Raw genomic sequence first — 16,821 nt, forward strand, 5'->3', positions numbered from 1 at the left:
ATGTTATCTATTTAGCAGATAACCATCAGACGCTGCCTTCGGTCTCGATCACCAGGATTCTCGCTTCGCCCAAGGGCCTGGCCACATGCTCTGTGCCCACCGATGCGTAGAAAATGTCCCCGACCTCCAGCAAGGTCTCCTTTTCGACACCCTCTTCCCGATAACACATCCGCACTTGCCCATCGAGCACCACGAAGACTTCCTCCCCATCATTGACGTGCCATTTGTACGGCTGATCGGTCCAGTGCAGGCGCGTGGTGATGCCGTTCATGTTGGCGATATCCAGCGCCGCCCAGGCGCGGTCACCGGTGAAGGACTTGCTGCGAATGATTTTCAAGAGATCGTCCGGAAAAAGACTGAGGCGCCAAGACTAACCCACTCCCAGCAGCCCCTGCATGCTTGGTTTCAAGGCCGCGCGCCATCGCTGACCGGTCTCATGGATTGACGTAACCCCAACAACGCGACGACACACAGCACAATCAACACCGCGCCATAGCCATCGGTGGTCGGGATCAATCCGACCACTCGCGTCAGGTTCCCCGCCAGCAGCGACGGCAGGCTGAAGGCCAGGTAACTGAGGACATAGAACGCCGACATCAAGCCGGCCCGTTCGTGGGGCAAGGCCAGCGGCATGATGCTGCGCAGCGCGCCCAGGAATCCTGCGCCAAAGCCGCCACCGGTGACCAGCGTGCCAATGAAGAACAATGGCAAGCTAGCGCCATGCACCGCCGCCAGCACCAATGCCAGGCCCATCACCAGCAAGCTCGCGGAGAGGCGCAACATCTTGTCGGCTTCCTGGTTGCGCAACAGGTAGATGGATAACGCGCCGCTGAGAGTCAACACCGCCACCAGCGCGCCACCGATCAGGTTGGAGGTCGATCCGGTTGCCGCTCGCACCAGGGACGGTGCCAGTGACAGGTAGAAACCGCCCACAGCCCAGGCCGCCAGGTCCAGCGGCAGGACCCGCCACAAGGCTTGCCGCGCCTGGGGCGGCACATGCAGGGTTGGCCGCAGGGACTGCCAGGCACCGGGTTGCGAGCTGACGCTTTCCGCCAGGCGCCAGAGGTAAACGGCCTGGGCCAGGAACAAGCCCAACAGAAGCCAGTACGTCAGTTGCAAGGGCAACGGCGCGAACTCAGCCAGCAGGCCACAGCCCAGCGCCCCGCATGCCATGCCCAACAGCGGCGCGACACTGGTGATCAGCGGGCCTTGGCGACGGTCGAAATCCAGCAAGGCTGCCCCCAGCACGCTGGTGGCCATGCCGGTGGCAAATCCCTGGATCAACCGGGCACTGATCAACCAGGCAACGCTGTCGGCGCTGATGAACAGCAGCATCGCCAGCATGTTGAGCAACAGCGCCACGAAGATCACCGGTTTGCGGCCCAGGTAATCCGACAGCGAACCCACGGTCAGCAAGGCCGCCAGCAGACTGAAGGCGTACACACCGAAAATCAGCGTCAGGACGGCCGGGGAAAATTGCAATTGTTCCTGGTAGAGGTGGTACAACGGCGTCGGCGCGCTGGATGCGGCGAGAAAACCGAGCAAGGTGAGCGCCAGGAATATCAGGCTGGCGCGGGTCGAAGCTGGACGGGACATGGGCACGCTCCACAGGAGTATTCACAAAAGCTAATTTTTTGCTTTTGCGGAGTGTGCTACCGGTGTGCGCTTAAAGCAAATTCTTTGTGTTAAGGTCTGACGCATGGCAATTAAAGAAGGTTTACGCCCCGGCGGTCGAAGCGCCCGGGTCCAAGAGTCGATTCATTCGGCGGTCCGCGACCTGCTGCAAGAGCAGGACCGCGCGACACTGACCGTGCCGCAAATCGCTGCGCGCGCCGGGGTGACGCCGTCCACCATCTACCGGCGCTGGGGTGATCTGCCGGCGCTGCTGGCCGATGTCGCCATCGCCCGCTTGCGCCCCGACAGCGACCCCGCCAACACCGGCAGCCTGCGCGGCGACCTGCTCGCCTGGGCCGAACAGTACCTGGACGAAATGAGTTCCGAGCCCGGTCGCAACATGATGCGCGACATCCAGGCCTGCGCCACGCCGGGGTATTGCGTGGGGATCCTCAGCCGTCAGTTGCAGATCATCCTGGACCGCTACCCCGATGAGCCCAATCCAGGCGTCGAACGGCTGATCAATGTGGTGGTGGCGCCGACGGTGTTTCGTATCCTCTTTGCCACCGCGCCACTTGAGGTTGGGGAGTTGTATCGGTTGGTGGATATTGCGTTGGCTCAGTAAGGCCGCCATCGCGAGCAAGCTCGCTCCCACATTGGGTCCTGGGCGAACATAGATTTTGCGTTCGCAGCAGATCAAATGTGGGAGCGAGCTTGCTCGCGATGAGGCCAGCAAAACCCTGCATAACCCAAGAATTCCCCCCACCTGCGACACCCCACCACGCCTCGACCTTGGTCGACACTGACGAACCCGAGCGGGCATGCGAGACTGTCCTGCCGGGCTCAAGTCCCGGTGTCTTTGTCCGGGAGTTTCCATGTCGCTGTCCAGCGGGCTGATCGCCGTTGTCGCCCTGGCCTATATGGCCATCATGTTCGCCATCGCCTTCTACGGCGACCGGCGCAGCACACCGCTGCCGCCACGGGTGCGGGCCTGGGTCTACAGCCTGTCGCTGGCGGTGTATTGCACCAGCTGGACGTTCTTTGGCGCCGTCGGCCAGGCCGCCGAACAGCTCTGGTCATTCCTGCCGATCTACCTCGGGCCGATCCTGCTGCTGGTGCTGGCGCCGTGGGTCCTGCAGAAAATGGTGATGATCAGCAAACAGGAGAACATCACCTCCATCGCCGACTTCATCGCCGCCCGCTATGGCAAGTCCCAATCCCTGGCGGTGGTGGTCGCGCTGATCTGCCTGGTCGGGGTTCTGCCGTACATCGCCTTGCAACTCAAGGGCATCGTGCTCGGGGTGAACCTGTTGATCGGCGCTGGCGCCGATGCCATGGGCACTCGCGCCCAGGACACCGCGCTGATCGTCTCGCTGATCCTGGCCTTGTTCACCATCGTATTCGGTACCCGCAACCTCGACGCCACCGAACACCACCGTGGCATGGTGCTGGCGATTGCCTTCGAATCCCTGGTCAAGCTGTTCGCCTTCCTGGCGGTCGGTGCGTTCGTAACGTACGGCCTGTACGACGGCTTCGACGACCTGTTCAACCAGGCCATGCTCGCCCCACGGCTGGAGCAATACTGGAAAGAAACCATCAACTGGCCATCCATGGTGGTGCAGACCGGGGTGGCGATGATGGCAATCATCTGCTTGCCGCGGCAGTTCCACGTCACCGTGGTGGAGAACATCGAACCCCAGGACCTGCGCCTGGCCAAGTGGGTATTCCCCGCCTACCTGGCCCTGGCCGCGTTGTTCGTGGTGCCCATCGCCCTCGCCGGGCAAATGATGCTGCCAAGCTCGGTACTGCCGGACTCCTTCGTCATCAGCCTGCCGCTGGCCCAGGCCCATCCAGCCCTGGCGGTATTGGCGTTCATCGGTGGTGCCTCGGCGGCCACCGGCATGGTGATCGTCGCGAGCGTGGCGCTGTCCACCATGGTCTCCAATGACATGTTGTTGCCGTGGCTGTTGCGCCGCAACAACGCCGAGCGACCCTTCGAAGTGTTCCGCCAGTGGATGCTGTCGGTGCGCCGGGTGAGCATCGTCGTGATCCTCTTGCTGGCCTACGTCAGCTACCGCCTGCTGGGTTCGACGGCGAGCCTGGCGACCATCGGCCAGATCGCCTTCGCCGCCGTGACCCAACTGGCTCCGGCCATGCTCGGCGCGCTGTACTGGAAACAGGCCAACCGCCGCGGTGTGTTCGCCGGCCTCGCCATGGGGATTTTCCTGTGGTTCTACACCTTGGTGTTGCCGATCGCCGCTCACAGCCTGGGCTGGTCGCTCAGCAGCTTCCCAGGCCTGGCCTGGCTGCACGGCAACCCATTGAACCTGCCGATTACCCCCCTGACCCAAGGGGTGGTGCTGTCCCTGGCCGGCAACTTCACGCTGTTTGCCTGGGTGTCCGTGCTGTCGCGCACACGGGTCTCGGAACACTGGCAGGCCGGACGCTTCATCGGCCAGGAAATCAGCGCCCGCCCCAACCCCCGCTCAATGTTGGCGGTGCACATCGAAGACCTGCTGCAACTGGCCGCCCGTTTCGTCGGCGAGGAGCGGGCACGGCAGAGTTTCATCCGTTTTGCCTACCGCCAGGGCAAAGGCTTCAATCCGACCCAGAACGCCGACAGCGAATGGATCGCCCACACCGAACGCCTGCTGGCCGGTGTACTCGGGGCGTCTTCGACAAGGGCTGTGGTAAAAGCCGCCATTGAAGGTCGGGAGATGCAGCTCGAAGACGTCGTCCGGATCGCGGATGAAGCGTCGGAAGTGCTGCAGTTCAACCGTGCCCTGCTGCAAGGCGCCATCGAGAACATCAGCCAGGGCATCAGCGTGGTCGACCAGTCTCTCAGGCTGGTGGCCTGGAACCGTCGCTACCTGGAGCTGTTCAAGTATCCGGACGGTTTGATCAGTGTCGGCCGGCCCATTGCCGATATCATCCGCTACAACGCCGAACGCGGCCTCTGCGGCCCAGGCGAAGCCGAAGTCCATGTCGCCCGACGCCTGCATTGGATGCGCCAGGGCCGCGCCCATACCTCTGAGCGATTGTTCCCCAACGGCCGGGTGATCGAGCTGATCGGCAACCCGATGCCCGGTGGCGGTTTCGTCATGAGTTTCACCGACATCACCGCGTTCCGTGAGGCCGCACAAGCACTGACCGAAGCCAACGAGGGGCTGGAACAACGGGTGGCCGAACGCACCCGGGAATTGTCGCAGCTGAACCTGGCCCTGACCGAAGCCAAGAGCACCGCCGAAGCGGCCTATCAATCCAAGACCCGGTTCCTGGCGGCGGTCAGCCACGACCTGATGCAACCGCTCAACGCCGCGCGGCTGTTCTCTGCCGCGCTGTCCCACCAGCACGAGAGTTTGCCGAGCGAGGCCCGGCAACTGGTGCAGCATCTGGACAGTTCGCTGCGCTCCGCTGAAGACCTGATCACCGACCTGCTGGACATCTCCCGCCTGGAAAACGGCAAGATCAACCCCGATCGCAAGCCGTTCGTCCTCAACGAGTTGTTCGACACCTTGGGCGCCGAGTTCACGGCGCTGGCCCAGGAACAAGGGCTGAAATTCCGAATGCGGGGCTCGCGGCTGCGGGTCGACAGCGACATGAAATTGTTGCGGCGGGTTCTGCAGAACTTCCTCACCAACGCCTTCCGCTACGCCAAGGGCCCGGTGCTGTTAGGGGTACGTCGGCACAACGGCGAGTTGTGCCTGGAAGTCTGGGATCGCGGGCCGGGCATCGCCGAGGATAAGCTGCAGGTCATTTTCGAGGAGTTCAAACGCCTGGACAGCCACCAGACCCGCGCCGAAAAAGGCCTGGGCCTGGGCCTGGCCATCGCCGACGGGCTATGCCGCGTGCTGGGCCACACCTTGCGCGTGCGCTCCTGGCCGGGGCGCGGCAGCGTGTTCAGCGTCAGCGTGCCCTTGGCCCATGCACAGGTCGTCGCACCGAGCCCCGCGGCTGAACCCAACGGTCATTTGCCAAGCGGCGCCCAGGTGCTGTGCGTCGATAACGAAGACAGCATCCTGATCGGCATGAACAGCTTGCTGACACGCTGGGGTTGCCAGGTGTGGACGGCGCGCAACCGTGAAGAATGCGAGCGTTGGCTGGCCCAGGGCGGTCGACCGCAACTGGCGCTGGTGGATTTTCATCTGGACGACGGTGAGACCGGCACCGAGCTGATGGCCTGGTTGCGCACGCGCATGGGGGAACCGATCCCCGGTGTGGTGATCAGCGCCGACGGCCGACCTGAGATGATAGCCCAGGTGCATGCCGCAGGCCTGGATTACCTGGCCAAGCCGGTGAAACCGGCGGCGTTGCGGGCGTTGTTGAGTCGGCATTTGCCGTTGTAATGGGCAGAGGGGCACGCTGTTCCACTGTGGCGATGGAAAATCTGTGGGAGCAAGGCTTGCCCGCGATGGCGGTCTCAAGGATGCCATCGCGAGCAAGCTTTGCTCCCACAAGATTCCCCTCACCACAGGGTTCGGCTTCAGCCTTGAGGTCTGTTTCAGCCCTGGGTTTTCTCGCTGGCTTCTTCCGGCAACTCAGGCAGCCCATCCGCATCGGTCATCGCCCGTTCGAGCAATTCGCTGGGCAGGCTCTTGCTGGCCCGGGCGCCGAGTAGTTTGAGTTGTTCGCTGCGGCTGATCAGGTTGCCGCGCCCTTCCGTCAGCTTGTTGCGCGCCGCGCTGTAGGCTTTGTCCAACTGCTGCAAGCGACTGCCAATCTCGTCCAGGTCCTGGATGAACAACACGAACTTGTCATACAGCCACCCAGCCCGCTCGGCGATTTCCCGGGCGTTCTGGCTCTGGCGTTCCTGCTTCCACAAGCTGTCGATCACCCGTAGCGTCGCCAACAACGTGGTCGGGCTGACGATCACGATGTTGCGGTCGAAGGCTTCCTGGAACAGGTTCGGCTCGGCTTGCAGGGCGGCGGAAAACGCCGCTTCGATCGGCACGAACAACAGCACGAAATCCAGGCTGTGCAGGCCATCCAGGCGTTTGTAATCCTTGCCGGCCAGGCCTTTGACATGAGCGCGCAACGACGCCACATGTTGCTTGAGGGCGTGTTGACCTATGGCGTCGTCCTCGGCGGCCACGTACTGCTGATAAGCCGTGAGGCTGACCTTGGAATCGACCACCACTTGCTTGTCGCCAGGCAGATAAATCAGCACGTCCGGCTGGAAACGCTCGCCGTCCGGGCCCTTGAGGCTGACCTGGGTCTGATACTCGCGGCCCTTCTCCAGGCCGGCATGTTCGAGCACCCGCTCCAGAATCAACTCACCCCAGTTGCCCTGGGTCTTCTGCCCCTTGAGCGCGCGGGTGAGGTTGGTGGCCTCGTCGCTCAAGCGCAGGTTCAGCTGTTGCAAGCGCTCCAGCTCCTTGCCCAGGGAGAAACGTTCCCGGGCCTCGGCCTGATAACTTTCTTCAACACGTTTTTCGAAGGACTGGATGCGCTCCTTCAGCGGATCGAGCAACTGGCCCAGGCGTTGCTGGCTGGTTTCGGCGAAGCGCTGCTCACGCTCATCGAAGATTTTTCCGGCGAGCTCGGCGAATTGTGCCCGCAACTCGTCGCGCGAACCTTGCAAATCATCCAGGCGTTGCTGATGGCTTTCCTGCTGCTCGCGCAGTTCGGCATGCAACGACGCCGCCTGGGCATCGAGCCGCCGCAGTTCCGCTTCCTTGTTGGCGCGCTCCAGGTTCCAGGCGTGGGCCGCATCCCGGGCATTGTCGCGCTCGATCTGCAACAACTCGACTTCACGACAGGCTGCGGCGAGCTCGGCTTGCTTGGCGGCGTTGGCCTGGCTCAGGTCGCTGATCTCGTCGCGGCAGGCATCGAGCTGGGCGTTGAGGCCATCGTGGGCCATGTGGGCTGTGGCCAGGCGCTCTTCCAGCAGGGCCTGCTCGTTCTGCGCGGCACCGGCCTGTCGTTGCAGGTGCCAGGCCAGTGCCAGCAACGGCACCGCAGCGCCTGCCAGGCCAAGCAACAGGCTGGTCAAATCCATAGCCATGACAATTCCTGCCGATCAAATAAAGCCCGAAGGTTAACCAAGCGGCTGGGGGTTGCCCAGCTCGGTCTTCGTTTTCAGCCTTCGATTTCACCGAGGGCCCGGCGGGCTCGATCATCGCCGGCCCGCGCGGCTTGGCGCAGCAGGTCCTGGCCAATGCGGCGATCCCGGGCGTTGCCGCATTCACGGCACATCAACTGTCCGAGGCGACTTTGTGCGGCCACCACGCCTTCACGTGCCGGTTGCTTGAGTAAACGGCCGGCCAAGTGCTTGACGCTGGGGCTGTCCCCCAGTCGCGGGCTGTCGAGCAGCCACTCGGCCACCCGCATCGAAATACGCTTGGGTGGGGTAACACCAGGGGGTGTGGAGGTAACAGGATTTGATACGGAGCGAAACTTCATAAAACACTGTGGGATAGATCGGAAGGCGCGCCACTCTACTCCTTTTTTCGTACGGGTAAAGCCGAAAAAAACCAGCACGCCCGTGCTAGAGCAAGCGCTTGGGACAATCCACAGAAGCTGTGGATAACTCAGTGGACAACCCACCCTGAACTCGCGCAAAGCCCTGTGGAACGGGGCCTGCGCTTAAACTGACGATTTTTTCACCAGTAAAAAAAAGCGATGTTTTTCATTGACTTAAATTTTGGATACAGGCACCCACCCCGGATTGTTTCGACATGACAGTACGGTGACAAGTGGTGTAGCGAGTGTGCACAAGTAACAGCCGAACTGGTTATAACGCTGCATTTTTTTGGCGCATCTGGCGGTAAAACCTGGGGATAAACCTCAGGCCTTGCGCGCGGCGTGGGTGGCATGGACACACCCGAATACACTCGGGTCCTGTGCTACGCGTCCGATCCCGACATCGGTTCATGGCCCTACTTGAATATTTTTCAACCAACGCCCTTCCCTTCACGAGTTCGATCCGTTAGTATCCGCAGCGTTAGTACCAAGCTGAAAGTCAATTCCGGGTCGAACACACCTCCATGGTCAGCCATCCTTCAAAGGACGCCTCACCGAAAAAAGGAGACCGGCCCCCTCGATGGTTTCCAGGTAAACCTTGCGCCAACACAGCCTTTGATCGAATGCAAAGGGTGTTGCCAAGCTCATTACTCTGACCGAACCAACCTGCAAATTGATCAGGATCTTCACCCCGGGCCCAGAACCTTTGCCCTCGATGTGTTGCCTGCCCTCCTAAGTACCTACCTGCCAGCCCAAGCGCGCACTTATATAGCGCTCAAACTGGCTGCTTTGTTCCAGTCGGGTTCTTCGTTCGACCAATGGTGGTCGACGTTACTGGAACGTTTTAACGTTGCACGGTTCTTAACCGTGTCATTTGTAGGAACACCCATAACATGTCTACTCAAATCCACGCACAGGATGCTATCCGCACCCTCACCAACGCTTTTGCCCCGATGAACTGCCTGATCATGGCCGCTCGCAAAGGCTGCTTCAGTTTCACTCTGGTCAACGAACACGGCATCGCCCGTCACAGCGAACGCCTGTACCCCGATCAGTACTCCAGCGCCGAACCGCTGCAGGCCGTGATCGAGCGTACCCGCCAGGCACTGGTTGCCTGAGACGCCAGAAAGGCTGAAACCCCAAAGGCCCCGCCCAAAAAGCGGGGTTTTTTATTGCCTGGAATTTCTCGATCAAGCGAAACGGCGTAAGTGCCAAGGGATATAACAGTTATAACCGTTCGCTGAAGATGTTTTAAAAACAGTCCTTTACAACGCAAATATGACACTACACTTCAAGTCAAGCGGCATGATCCGCTTCCGGCGGGGCCTGGACCGATCCACCGCTGCCAAGCCCACACTCTTCAGGCTCCGCCCATTTCACACTTCGAGGGTTTTATGGGTATCGCTGCCAGCGAACTGTGTCGATATGTGATCCGCCCGACGCTCCTCTACCTTGAGCGTCACAGCGCAACTGCGGAATCCTTGTTGCTGGGTATTGCCGCCAGCCAGTCCGCCCTGGGTTCAGCCCTGCATGATCGCCGCGGGCATGGCCTGTATCGCATTACCGAGCCCCGACACCAGGCACTCTGGGATCATTACCTGGCGCTGGACCCCGAACGTGCCAGCCTGGTACGCGGCCTGGCCAGCCAGCACGCCTTTCTCAGCGGCCCGCACCTGGAATTGACCGTCAACCTGCGCTACGCCACCGCCATCGCCTGGCTGCTGGTGGAGGAACAGAACACTCCGCTTCCCGAAGCCGATGACCTGCTAGGCATGGCCCGCATCTGGCGACAAACCTTTCACCCCCAAGGGCGCCTGCGAGATTTCACCTGCGCCTGGCGAAGCTGTGTTTCACCAATGAATCAGGTCGCTTGCTGATGGGGAAACTTTAAAACTTCCTGAAATGGTCGCGAATCTGGTCGGATTGTCCTACAAAACCCCTCTAAATCAAGCGATACAGGCTATAGCGCTTGCGCGAAAATGTTGGTAATTTTCGCCCCGGTGATCATCAGGAGTTCTAACAATGAAAAAAATCATGCTCAAAACCACCCTTGGCCTTGCCGTGACCTTGGCATCCACTCAACTTTTCGCCAGTGGCTTTGCCTTGAACGAACAAAGCATCAGTGGCATGGGCACTGGTTTCGCAGGTCGTTCTTCCGTTGCCGATGACGCCAGCACCGTGTTTGGTAACCCTGCCGGCATGTCGCGCCTCAAGCGCCAGCAAGTCACCGGTGGCTTCGCCGCCATTGATGCCTCCACCGATATCGACGATGCCAGTGGCACCCAGTCTGGCACCAACAAGGGCGACATGGTCCCGCTGACCGGCGTTCCGATGGGTTATTACGTCAAGCCTATCGATGATCAATGGGCGTTCGGCCTGGGTGTCTACGCACCGTTTGGCTTGATCACCGATTATGAAAACGGCTTCCAGGGCGGCAACTTCGGCAGCAAAAGCGAAGTGAAGGTCGTCACGTTCCAGCCAACCGTCAGCTATGCCTTCAACGACAAGGTATCGATCGGTTTCGGCCCAACCATCAACCGTATTTCCGGCTCCCTGGAATCGGACCTGACCACGCCGCTGTCGCCTAATGACGGCAGCGTGAAGATCAAGGGCGACGACATCGGCTACGGCTACAACATCGGCCTGCTGGTCCAGGCGACCGACACTACTCGCGTTGGCCTGACCTACCACTCCAAGGTCAAGTACAAGCTTGAAGGCCACACTGAAGTGAGCCCGGGAGCGGGTACACCTGCCTTCCTGCTTGACAGCGGTCGCTACGATGCTTCGCTGGATATCACGACCCCTGAGTCGGTGGATTTTTCGGTCACCCAACAAATCAATGATGCCTGGACCGTCTACGCCGGTAGCACCTGGACTCGCTGGAGCCGCCTGAAAGAAATCACCGTGAACAATGAAGGCGTGACTGGCCCCCTGGCTCCCAACTTCTTCAGCAACATCACCGAAGAGCAAAACTGGCACGACACCTGGGCCTACGCCATCGGTACTTCCTACCAGTTGAACAAACAGTGGGTTCTGCGTACCGGCCTGTCGTTCGACCAGGCACCGACCAACAACGCCGACCGCTCGCCACGCATCCCGACTGGCGACCGTACCATCTTCAGCCTCGGTGCCGGCTGGAGCCCGACAGAAGACCTGACCATCGACGTGGCTTATTCCTACCTCAAGGAAGAAAAAGTCAAAGTCGGCGGCAGCAATGCGCTCGGCCAATCCTACAACGCTGAATATGAAAACAGCGCCAACGGTTTCGGTGTTGGTGCAACCTACCGCTTCTGATGTTTCACGGCGAACCTGAACCACTCGCCACTCGAAGCGAAAAAAAGCCCCGCACTCTGTAAAGAGGCGGGGCTTTTTCGTGGCTGACGATCAGGGTTTGGAGGCAACGGCCGCCTCTACCGCCTTGATGAAATCGGGATCGTCAGGCTTGATCCGGCTGGAAAAACTGCCAACGACCTTGCCCTGGCGGTCCACCACGTACTTGTAGAAATTCCATTTCGGCGCGCCGGATTGTTCAGCCAGGTGCTTGAACAGCGGTATCGCATCCGCACCGCGCACCGGTTGTGGTTCGGTCATGGTGAAGGTCACGCCGTAATTGACGTAGCAGACCTTGGCGGTTTCAGCACCGTCCTTGGACTCCTGCTTGAAGTCATTGGACGGCACACCCAGCACTTGTAGCCCTTGGTCCTTGTAGCGCTGGTTGAGCGCCTCGAGGCCTTTGAATTGCGGGGCGAACCCACAGAAGCTGGCAGTGTTGACCACCACCAGCGGCTTGCCGGCGAAGCGCTGGCACAAATCAATGGTTTCCTTGGCCCGCAGCTTGGGCAACGAACCCTCCAGCAACGGTGGGCAACCGGCGGCCCAGACTTGCCCGGTCACAGCCAGCAACAGGGCGGGAACAGCAAACCAGCGCGTCAACATGTCGATCTTCCTTAAAAGCACGTCAGACCACGACGTTACTCGCAGCGTCCGATGCCGTCCATTGTTCAGCAGTTGCCCATGCCCAGCTGCATCAAGGCCAACCCGCCCTGATGCCAACCCCACCAGGCGAACGCCAGCAGCAGACTGGCACCGGCAGCGATCAACCACGGGCCGATGCGACTCATGCTGCGCCGGCCTGGACTTGCAGGCGCGCCACCGGACGTTCACGTACTGGCCAGTTCAACGCCGCCGCCAACAGGCTGAGCAGGATCGACACCTGCCAGATCAAGTCGTAGCTACCGGTGCGGTCGTACACCACCCCGCCCAACCAGCCACCGAGGAACGAGCCCAACTGGTGGAACAGGAACACGATCCCACCCAACATCGAGAGATTTCGTACACCAAACAGGGTCGCCACCGTGCCGTTGGTCAACGGCACCGTCGACAGCCACAGCAAGCCCATCGCCATGCCAAACAGGTACGCCGTGGTGGTGGTCACGGGCAGCCACAGGAACAAACCGATCACCACCGCCCGCATCAGGTACAAGCCGGTCAGCAGGCGTGGCTTGGACATGCGTCCGCCCAGCCAGCCGGCGGTATAGGTGCCGAAGATATTGAACAACCCGACCAAGGCCAGCACGGTCGTGCCGACGCTGGCTGGCAGGTGTTGGTCCACCAGGTACGCCGGCAAATGCACGCCAATGAACACCACCTGGAACCCGCAAACGAAAAAGCCAATCGCCAGCAGCCAGAACCCGGAATGACTGCACGCCTCGCGCAAGGCCTCGGCCAGGGTTTGCTCATGGCCGGCCACCGGCAACGGCGCGTCCTTGAGCATGCTCACCAGCGGCACGATCAACGCCACCAGCAACCCCAGCGCCAGCAACGCCGCCGACCAACCGAGCCAGCCGATCAGCCCCAGCGTACCGGGCAGCATGGCGAACTGGCCGAAGGATCCGGCGGCACTGGCGATACCCATGCCCATGCTGCGTTTTTCCGCCGGCACGGCCCGTCCGACGACACCCAGAATCACCGAGAACGACGTACCCGACAGGCCGATACCAATCAAAAGGCCCGCGCTCAACGACAGGGACCATGGCGAATCGGCCATGCCCATGAACACCAGGCCCACTGCGTACAGCACACCGCCGATCAGCACCACTTTCGCCGCACCGAAGCGGTCGGCCAGTGCGCCGGTGAACGGCTGCGCCAGGCCCCAGATCAGGTTTTGCAAGGCAATGGCGAAGGCGAATACCTCACGGCCCCAACCGAACTCGGCACTCATGGGCGCCAGGAACAGGCCGAAGCCATGCCGCACGCCCAGGGACAACGCCAGGATCAGCGCGCTGCCCACCAGGACCCAACCACAGGTACGCCACATCGATGTCATTCTTGTTCTCCGGTCGCGGGTATATACCCACTTATTATCGAACGAACCTGCTTCACGCCAGTTCATCCAGCAAGGCCAGCAAGGTCGCACGCTTTTCGGCGCCCAGCTTATCAATCAGTTTCTGTTGCGCCGCTTCCCAGGCCGGCAACGCCGCCGCCAGCCGGGCCTGCCCCGTTTCAGTAAGCACGACGATGCGGTTACGCAGGTCGTCCCCCTCGGCCAGCGCCACCAACCCTTCGCCTTCCAGCACCCGCAGGTTACGACCCAGGGTGCTGCGGTCCAGGCCCATGGCTTCGGCCAGGGAAGAAATGCTCGGCTGGTCCAGGCGTGCCAGGTTGCTCAGCAAAGAATACTGGGCAACGTTGATCCCGAAGCCGTCGAGGGCGCCGTCGTAATACCTGCTGACGCCACGTGCGGCACGACGCAGGTTGATGCACAGACATTGGGAAGGAAGCATGATGCGTGTATATACCCGCGACTAAGCGAATGCAAATTTAAAGGAACGCTGTCCTGTCAGCAAGATCCGGATTCAACTCAACGCCAACGCTACCAGAACGGCCATTTCCAGCAGTTCCAGCAATGCGCCCGCCGTATCCCCGGTGCATCCTTGCAGCCTGCGCAGCATCATCCGTTGCAACCCGATGAACACCAGCGCGGCAACCACCAGCGTCCACAGCCCGGCCCAGCCCAACAGCAGCAGGCTCCCCAACGCACAGGCCGCCAACACCTGCCAGCCCGAGCGTCGCGGCAGGTGGTCGGCGAGCGCCTGGCCTAACCCACCGGCACGCACGTAAGGCGTGGTAAGGAACAGGCCGAGCAGCGCGGCACGCCCCAGCACTGGCACGATGATCAAGGCCAACGTTTGCTCCTGCTCGATCAGCGCCAGCAGCGCGGTGAATTTGAGCAGCAGCACCAGCACCAGGGTGATCACCGCGATCGGCCCACTGCGCGGGTCTTTCATGATCAGCAGCGTGCGCTCGCGGTCGCCGAAACCGCCCAGCCAGGCATCGGCGCTGTCGGCCAGGCCATCGAGGTGCAGGCCGCCGCTGAGCAACACCCACGCGCTCAGCAACAGCGCAGCGTGCAGCAGCGACGGTGCCCCCATCAGCAGTGCATTGAGCAGCCACAGCAGGGCACCGAACAACAGCCCCACCACCGGATAGAACAACAGCGAACGGCCCAGCTGTTCAGGCTCGGGCATGCCGGGCAGGCGCACCGGCAGGCTGCTGAGAAATTGCAAGGCGATCCAGAAGGGCAGCATCGTCAATCCGCCTCTTTGAGCACAAGCCCTGCCGACACCGTCAGGGAAAACAGCGCGCCATGGCCGACTTCGACATTGAGCAATTGCTCCCGAGGCAGACCTTTGGCCTGAGCCAGCAGCAGGCGCATCACGCCACCATGGCTGACCAGCAAGACCCGCTGACCGGCATAGGCCGCGTGCAGACGTTCGACCGCCGCCAGCACGCGGCTGGAAAACGCCAGCACGGGCTCGCCTTCGGGGGGCGTGAAGGCATAGGGATCGGCCCAGAACTGGCCCAGTGCCTCGGCGTCGGTGTCCATCAGCGCTGCTGCGCTACGGCCTTCCCAGGCGCCGAAATGCAGCTCTTGCAGGTCTTTTTCCAGCTGCACCGGCACGCCGAGTCGGGCACCCAGTTGCTCGGCGAAACGGGCGCAACGTTGCAACGGCGAACTCACCAGGCGATCCCAGGGCCCGCCTTGCTCGACAGCCGTGTGCATCTGCTCCCAGCCCCTGGCGGTCAAGGCATCGTCGAGGCTGCCGCGCAAGCCACCACCCAGCTCGGTTTCGCCGTGACGCAGCAGGTCCAGGCGCAAGGTCATGCCGGGCGATCCGCCACGGCCGCTTCGGCAAAGGTCGCCATTTGCCCATGAAGGTCACAGGCCAGGCGCAACAGCGGCACCGCCAACGCCGCACCACTGCCCTCGCCCAGGCGCAGGCCGAGGTCCAGCAGCGGTTCGGCGCCGAGGGTTTCCAGCACGTGACGATGGCCCGGCTCGGCGCCGCGATGGCCGAACAGCAACCATGGCCGGCACGCGGGATTGAGGCGCACCGCCATCAGGGCCGCGACGCTGCAGATGAAACCATCCACCAGCACGGCGACGCCCTGCTGGGCACAGGCCAGGTACGCGCCGACCAACGCGGCGATTTCAAAACCGCCGAGGTTGAACAGGGTCTGCAACGGGTCGTGGACCTGGGCAGCGTGCAGCGCCAAGGCCCGTTCGATTACCTGGGCCTTGCGGCTGACACCCGCCGCGTCCAACCCGGTACCCGGCCCGACCAGATGCGCCACCGGACACTCGAGCAAGGCGCAGGCCAGGGCGCTGGCGGCCGTGGTGTTGCCGATGCCCATCTCGCCGCCGATGAACAATTGCGTCCCGGCCGCGACCGCACGCGCCACGCTGTCGCGGCCGGCGTGCAAGGCCTGCTCGCCCTGGCTCGCGGTCATTGCCGGGCCCTGGGCGAAATTCGCCGTGCCCGGCCCGACATTCAGGTGCCGTACACCGGGCAGGTCCAGCGATGGTGTGACGGTGCCCAGGTCCACCACTTCCAGCGATGCGCCCAGTTGCCGCGCCAGGACGCTGATGGCCGCGCCGCCGCTGACGAAGTTGAGCAGCATCTGCCCGGTGACCTCCTGGGGGTAGGCCGATACACCCTCGGCTACCACACCATGGTCGCCGGCGAAAATCGCGATCCATAGCCGGTCGAGGCTCGGTTTGACCTGCCCTTGCAGGCCCGCCAATTGCACCGCCACCGACTCCAACCGGCCCAGGGAACCCGCCGGTTTGGTCAGTTGTTGCTGACGCGCCGTAGCCTGCTCCAGGACCTGGCTATCGACGGGCTTGCACGGGTCCAGCCACCAGCAGTGATTCATAACGCAGTACCTTTGAGAGTCAGGGGCAGGCCGGCGACGGTCAGCACGACGCGCTGACAACGTTCGGCCAAGGCTTGATGCAGCCAACCGGCTTCATCGACGTAACGGCGAGTCAGCTCGCCCAGCGGCACGACACCCATGCCGGTCTCGTTGCTGACAAAAATGATCTCCCCGGGCAACGCGGCCAGGCAGTCCAGCAATGCTTCACGTTCGGCGTTCAGTGGCTCGGGGTCGTCGAGCATCAGCAGGTTGGTCAGCCACAGGGTCAGGCAATCCACCAGCAGGCATTGCCCGGGGGCGGCGTTTTCCCGCAGCACCCGCGCCAGGGCCAGGGGTTCTTCCACCAGCGCCCATTCGGTCGGGCGCCGCGCGCGGTGTTGCACGACCCGCGCGTTCATCTCGCCATCCAGGGGTTGGCTGGTGGCGATGTAGGTCACGGGCAATCGGGTGTCTGTGGCGAGTTTTTCCGCCAGGCGACTCTTGCCGGAGCGAGCGCCGCCGAGGATCAGTTGCAGCATGGGTCATTAC

16 protein-coding genes are annotated in these 16,821 nt (G+C 62.1%); 5 read left to right on the top strand and 11 right to left on the bottom strand.

Annotated elements, in window-relative coordinates:
- Nucleotides 1–25 precede the first annotated feature (25 nt).
- On the bottom strand, nt 26–337 hold the full coding sequence (locus ASC85_RS05620; protein WP_057448581.1) for a cupin domain-containing protein: 312 nt from the start codon (nt 335–337) through the stop codon (nt 26–28).
- Between the two features lie 68 nt (nt 338–405).
- Nucleotides 406–1,596 carry an MFS transporter gene (locus tag ASC85_RS05625; protein WP_057448582.1) on the bottom strand — a complete coding sequence of 397 codons (1,191 nt, stop codon included), beginning with the start codon at nt 1,594–1,596 and terminating at the stop codon, nt 406–408.
- A gap of 103 nt (nt 1,597–1,699) precedes the next feature.
- On the opposite strand from ASC85_RS05625, the gene ASC85_RS05630 reads away from it, so the two are divergent.
- Both ASC85_RS05630 and ASC85_RS05635 read left to right on the top strand, forming a co-directional pair.
- Nucleotides 1,700–2,239: a TetR/AcrR family transcriptional regulator gene (locus ASC85_RS05630; RefSeq protein ID WP_057448583.1), complete on the top strand. Its 540-nt coding sequence runs from the start codon at nt 1,700–1,702 to the stop codon at nt 2,237–2,239.
- Nucleotides 2,240–2,489: 250 nt separating this feature from the next.
- Nucleotides 2,490–5,960 (top strand): hybrid sensor histidine kinase/response regulator, encoded by a 3,471-nt coding sequence (locus ASC85_RS05635; protein WP_057448584.1) that lies wholly within the window; start codon nt 2,490–2,492, stop codon nt 5,958–5,960.
- Between the two features lie 155 nt (nt 5,961–6,115).
- On the opposite strand, the gene rmuC is transcribed toward ASC85_RS05635, so the two are convergent.
- Both rmuC and ASC85_RS05645 read right to left on the bottom strand, forming a co-directional pair.
- Nucleotides 6,116–7,504, bottom strand: coding sequence for a DNA recombination protein RmuC (gene rmuC, locus ASC85_RS05640; RefSeq protein ID WP_162254868.1), 1,389 nt, complete (start codon nt 7,502–7,504; stop codon nt 6,116–6,118).
- Nucleotides 7,505–7,692: 188 nt separating this feature from the next.
- Entirely contained in the window at nt 7,693–8,016 is a 324-nt protein-coding gene (locus ASC85_RS05645) for a sel1 repeat family protein (RefSeq protein WP_072348674.1), read from the bottom strand.
- 953 nt (nt 8,017–8,969) lie between these two features.
- Here ASC85_RS05645 and ASC85_RS05650 point away from each other — a divergent pair.
- The 3 genes from ASC85_RS05650 (at nt 8,970) to ASC85_RS05660 (ending at nt 11,370) form a co-directional block, all read left to right on the top strand.
- Nucleotides 8,970–9,194, top strand: a complete 225-nt coding sequence (locus ASC85_RS05650) for a hypothetical protein (protein WP_003204606.1) — start codon at nt 8,970–8,972, stop codon at nt 9,192–9,194.
- Nucleotides 9,195–9,470: 276 nt separating this feature from the next.
- The gene (locus ASC85_RS05655) at nt 9,471–9,953 is read left to right on the top strand and encodes a hypothetical protein (RefSeq protein ID WP_013694058.1); all 483 of its coding nucleotides are present in this window, start codon (nt 9,471–9,473) and stop codon (nt 9,951–9,953) included.
- Between the two features lie 145 nt (nt 9,954–10,098).
- Nucleotides 10,099–11,370, top strand: a complete 1,272-nt coding sequence (locus ASC85_RS05660; protein WP_057448586.1) for an OmpP1/FadL family transporter — start codon at nt 10,099–10,101, stop codon at nt 11,368–11,370.
- A 90-nt stretch (nt 11,371–11,460) separates the two neighbouring features.
- Here ASC85_RS05660 and ASC85_RS05665 read toward each other — a convergent pair whose 3' ends face one another.
- From ASC85_RS05665 to cobU, 7 genes are all read right to left on the bottom strand, one after another.
- On the bottom strand, nt 11,461–12,012 hold the full coding sequence (locus ASC85_RS05665) for a glutathione peroxidase (RefSeq protein WP_057448587.1): 552 nt from the start codon (nt 12,010–12,012) through the stop codon (nt 11,461–11,463).
- Between the two features lie 181 nt (nt 12,013–12,193).
- Nucleotides 12,194–13,402: an MFS transporter gene (locus tag ASC85_RS05670; RefSeq protein WP_057448588.1), complete on the bottom strand. Its 1,209-nt coding sequence runs from the start codon at nt 13,400–13,402 to the stop codon at nt 12,194–12,196.
- 52 nt (nt 13,403–13,454) lie between these two features.
- Nucleotides 13,455–13,859 carry a MarR family winged helix-turn-helix transcriptional regulator gene (locus ASC85_RS05675; protein ID WP_003204618.1) on the bottom strand — a complete coding sequence of 135 codons (405 nt, stop codon included), beginning with the start codon at nt 13,857–13,859 and terminating at the stop codon, nt 13,455–13,457.
- Nucleotides 13,860–13,931: 72 nt separating this feature from the next.
- Nucleotides 13,932–14,663, bottom strand: a complete 732-nt coding sequence (locus ASC85_RS05680; RefSeq protein ID WP_057448589.1) for an adenosylcobinamide-GDP ribazoletransferase — start codon at nt 14,661–14,663, stop codon at nt 13,932–13,934.
- Between the two features lie 2 nt (nt 14,664–14,665).
- On the bottom strand, nt 14,666–15,241 hold the full coding sequence (cobC, locus tag ASC85_RS05685) for an alpha-ribazole phosphatase family protein (RefSeq protein ID WP_057448590.1): 576 nt from the start codon (nt 15,239–15,241) through the stop codon (nt 14,666–14,668).
- Nucleotides 15,238–16,293, bottom strand: a complete 1,056-nt coding sequence (cobT, locus tag ASC85_RS05690; RefSeq protein ID WP_057448591.1) for a nicotinate-nucleotide--dimethylbenzimidazole phosphoribosyltransferase — start codon at nt 16,291–16,293, stop codon at nt 15,238–15,240. Before cobT ends, cobC begins: the two co-directional genes overlap by 4 nt.
- Nucleotides 16,290–16,811, bottom strand: coding sequence for a bifunctional adenosylcobinamide kinase/adenosylcobinamide-phosphate guanylyltransferase (gene cobU, locus ASC85_RS05695; RefSeq protein ID WP_057448592.1), 522 nt, complete (start codon nt 16,809–16,811; stop codon nt 16,290–16,292). Before cobU ends, cobT begins: the two co-directional genes overlap by 4 nt.
- Between the last annotated feature and the right edge of the window lie 10 nt (nt 16,812–16,821).

The organism is Pseudomonas sp. Root401, from assembly GCF_001425105.1.
In the GTDB taxonomy this organism is placed as follows: domain Bacteria; phylum Pseudomonadota; class Gammaproteobacteria; order Pseudomonadales; family Pseudomonadaceae; genus Aquipseudomonas; species Aquipseudomonas brassicacearum.

Bases quoted from the DNA above. Each gene is read 5' to 3' on its own strand.
- ASC85_RS05625 (WP_057448582.1), bottom strand. From the start codon at position 1,596: ATGTCCCGTCCAGCTTCGACCCGCGCCAGCCTGATATTCCTGGCGCTC.
- ASC85_RS05630 (WP_057448583.1), top strand. From the start codon at position 1,700: ATGGCAATTAAAGAAGGTTTACGCCCCGGCGGTCGAAGCGCCCGGGTC.
- ASC85_RS05635 (WP_057448584.1), top strand. From the start codon at position 2,490: ATGTCGCTGTCCAGCGGGCTGATCGCCGTTGTCGCCCTGGCCTATATG.
- ASC85_RS05645 (WP_072348674.1), bottom strand. From the start codon at position 8,016: ATGAAGTTTCGCTCCGTATCAAATCCTGTTACCTCCACACCCCCTGGT.
- ASC85_RS05650 (WP_003204606.1), top strand. From the start codon at position 8,970: ATGTCTACTCAAATCCACGCACAGGATGCTATCCGCACCCTCACCAAC.
- ASC85_RS05655 (WP_013694058.1), top strand. From the start codon at position 9,471: ATGGGTATCGCTGCCAGCGAACTGTGTCGATATGTGATCCGCCCGACG.
- ASC85_RS05660 (WP_057448586.1), top strand. From the start codon at position 10,099: ATGAAAAAAATCATGCTCAAAACCACCCTTGGCCTTGCCGTGACCTTG.
- ASC85_RS05665 (WP_057448587.1), bottom strand. From the start codon at position 12,012: ATGTTGACGCGCTGGTTTGCTGTTCCCGCCCTGTTGCTGGCTGTGACC.
- ASC85_RS05670 (WP_057448588.1), bottom strand. From the start codon at position 13,402: ATGACATCGATGTGGCGTACCTGTGGTTGGGTCCTGGTGGGCAGCGCG.
- ASC85_RS05675 (WP_003204618.1), bottom strand. From the start codon at position 13,859: ATGCTTCCTTCCCAATGTCTGTGCATCAACCTGCGTCGTGCCGCACGT.
- ASC85_RS05680 (WP_057448589.1), bottom strand. From the start codon at position 14,663: ATGCTGCCCTTCTGGATCGCCTTGCAATTTCTCAGCAGCCTGCCGGTG.
- cobC (WP_057448590.1), bottom strand. From the start codon at position 15,241: ATGACCTTGCGCCTGGACCTGCTGCGTCACGGCGAAACCGAGCTGGGT.
- cobT (WP_057448591.1), bottom strand. From the start codon at position 16,293: ATGAATCACTGCTGGTGGCTGGACCCGTGCAAGCCCGTCGATAGCCAG.
- cobU (WP_057448592.1), bottom strand. From the start codon at position 16,811: ATGCTGCAACTGATCCTCGGCGGCGCTCGCTCCGGCAAGAGTCGCCTG.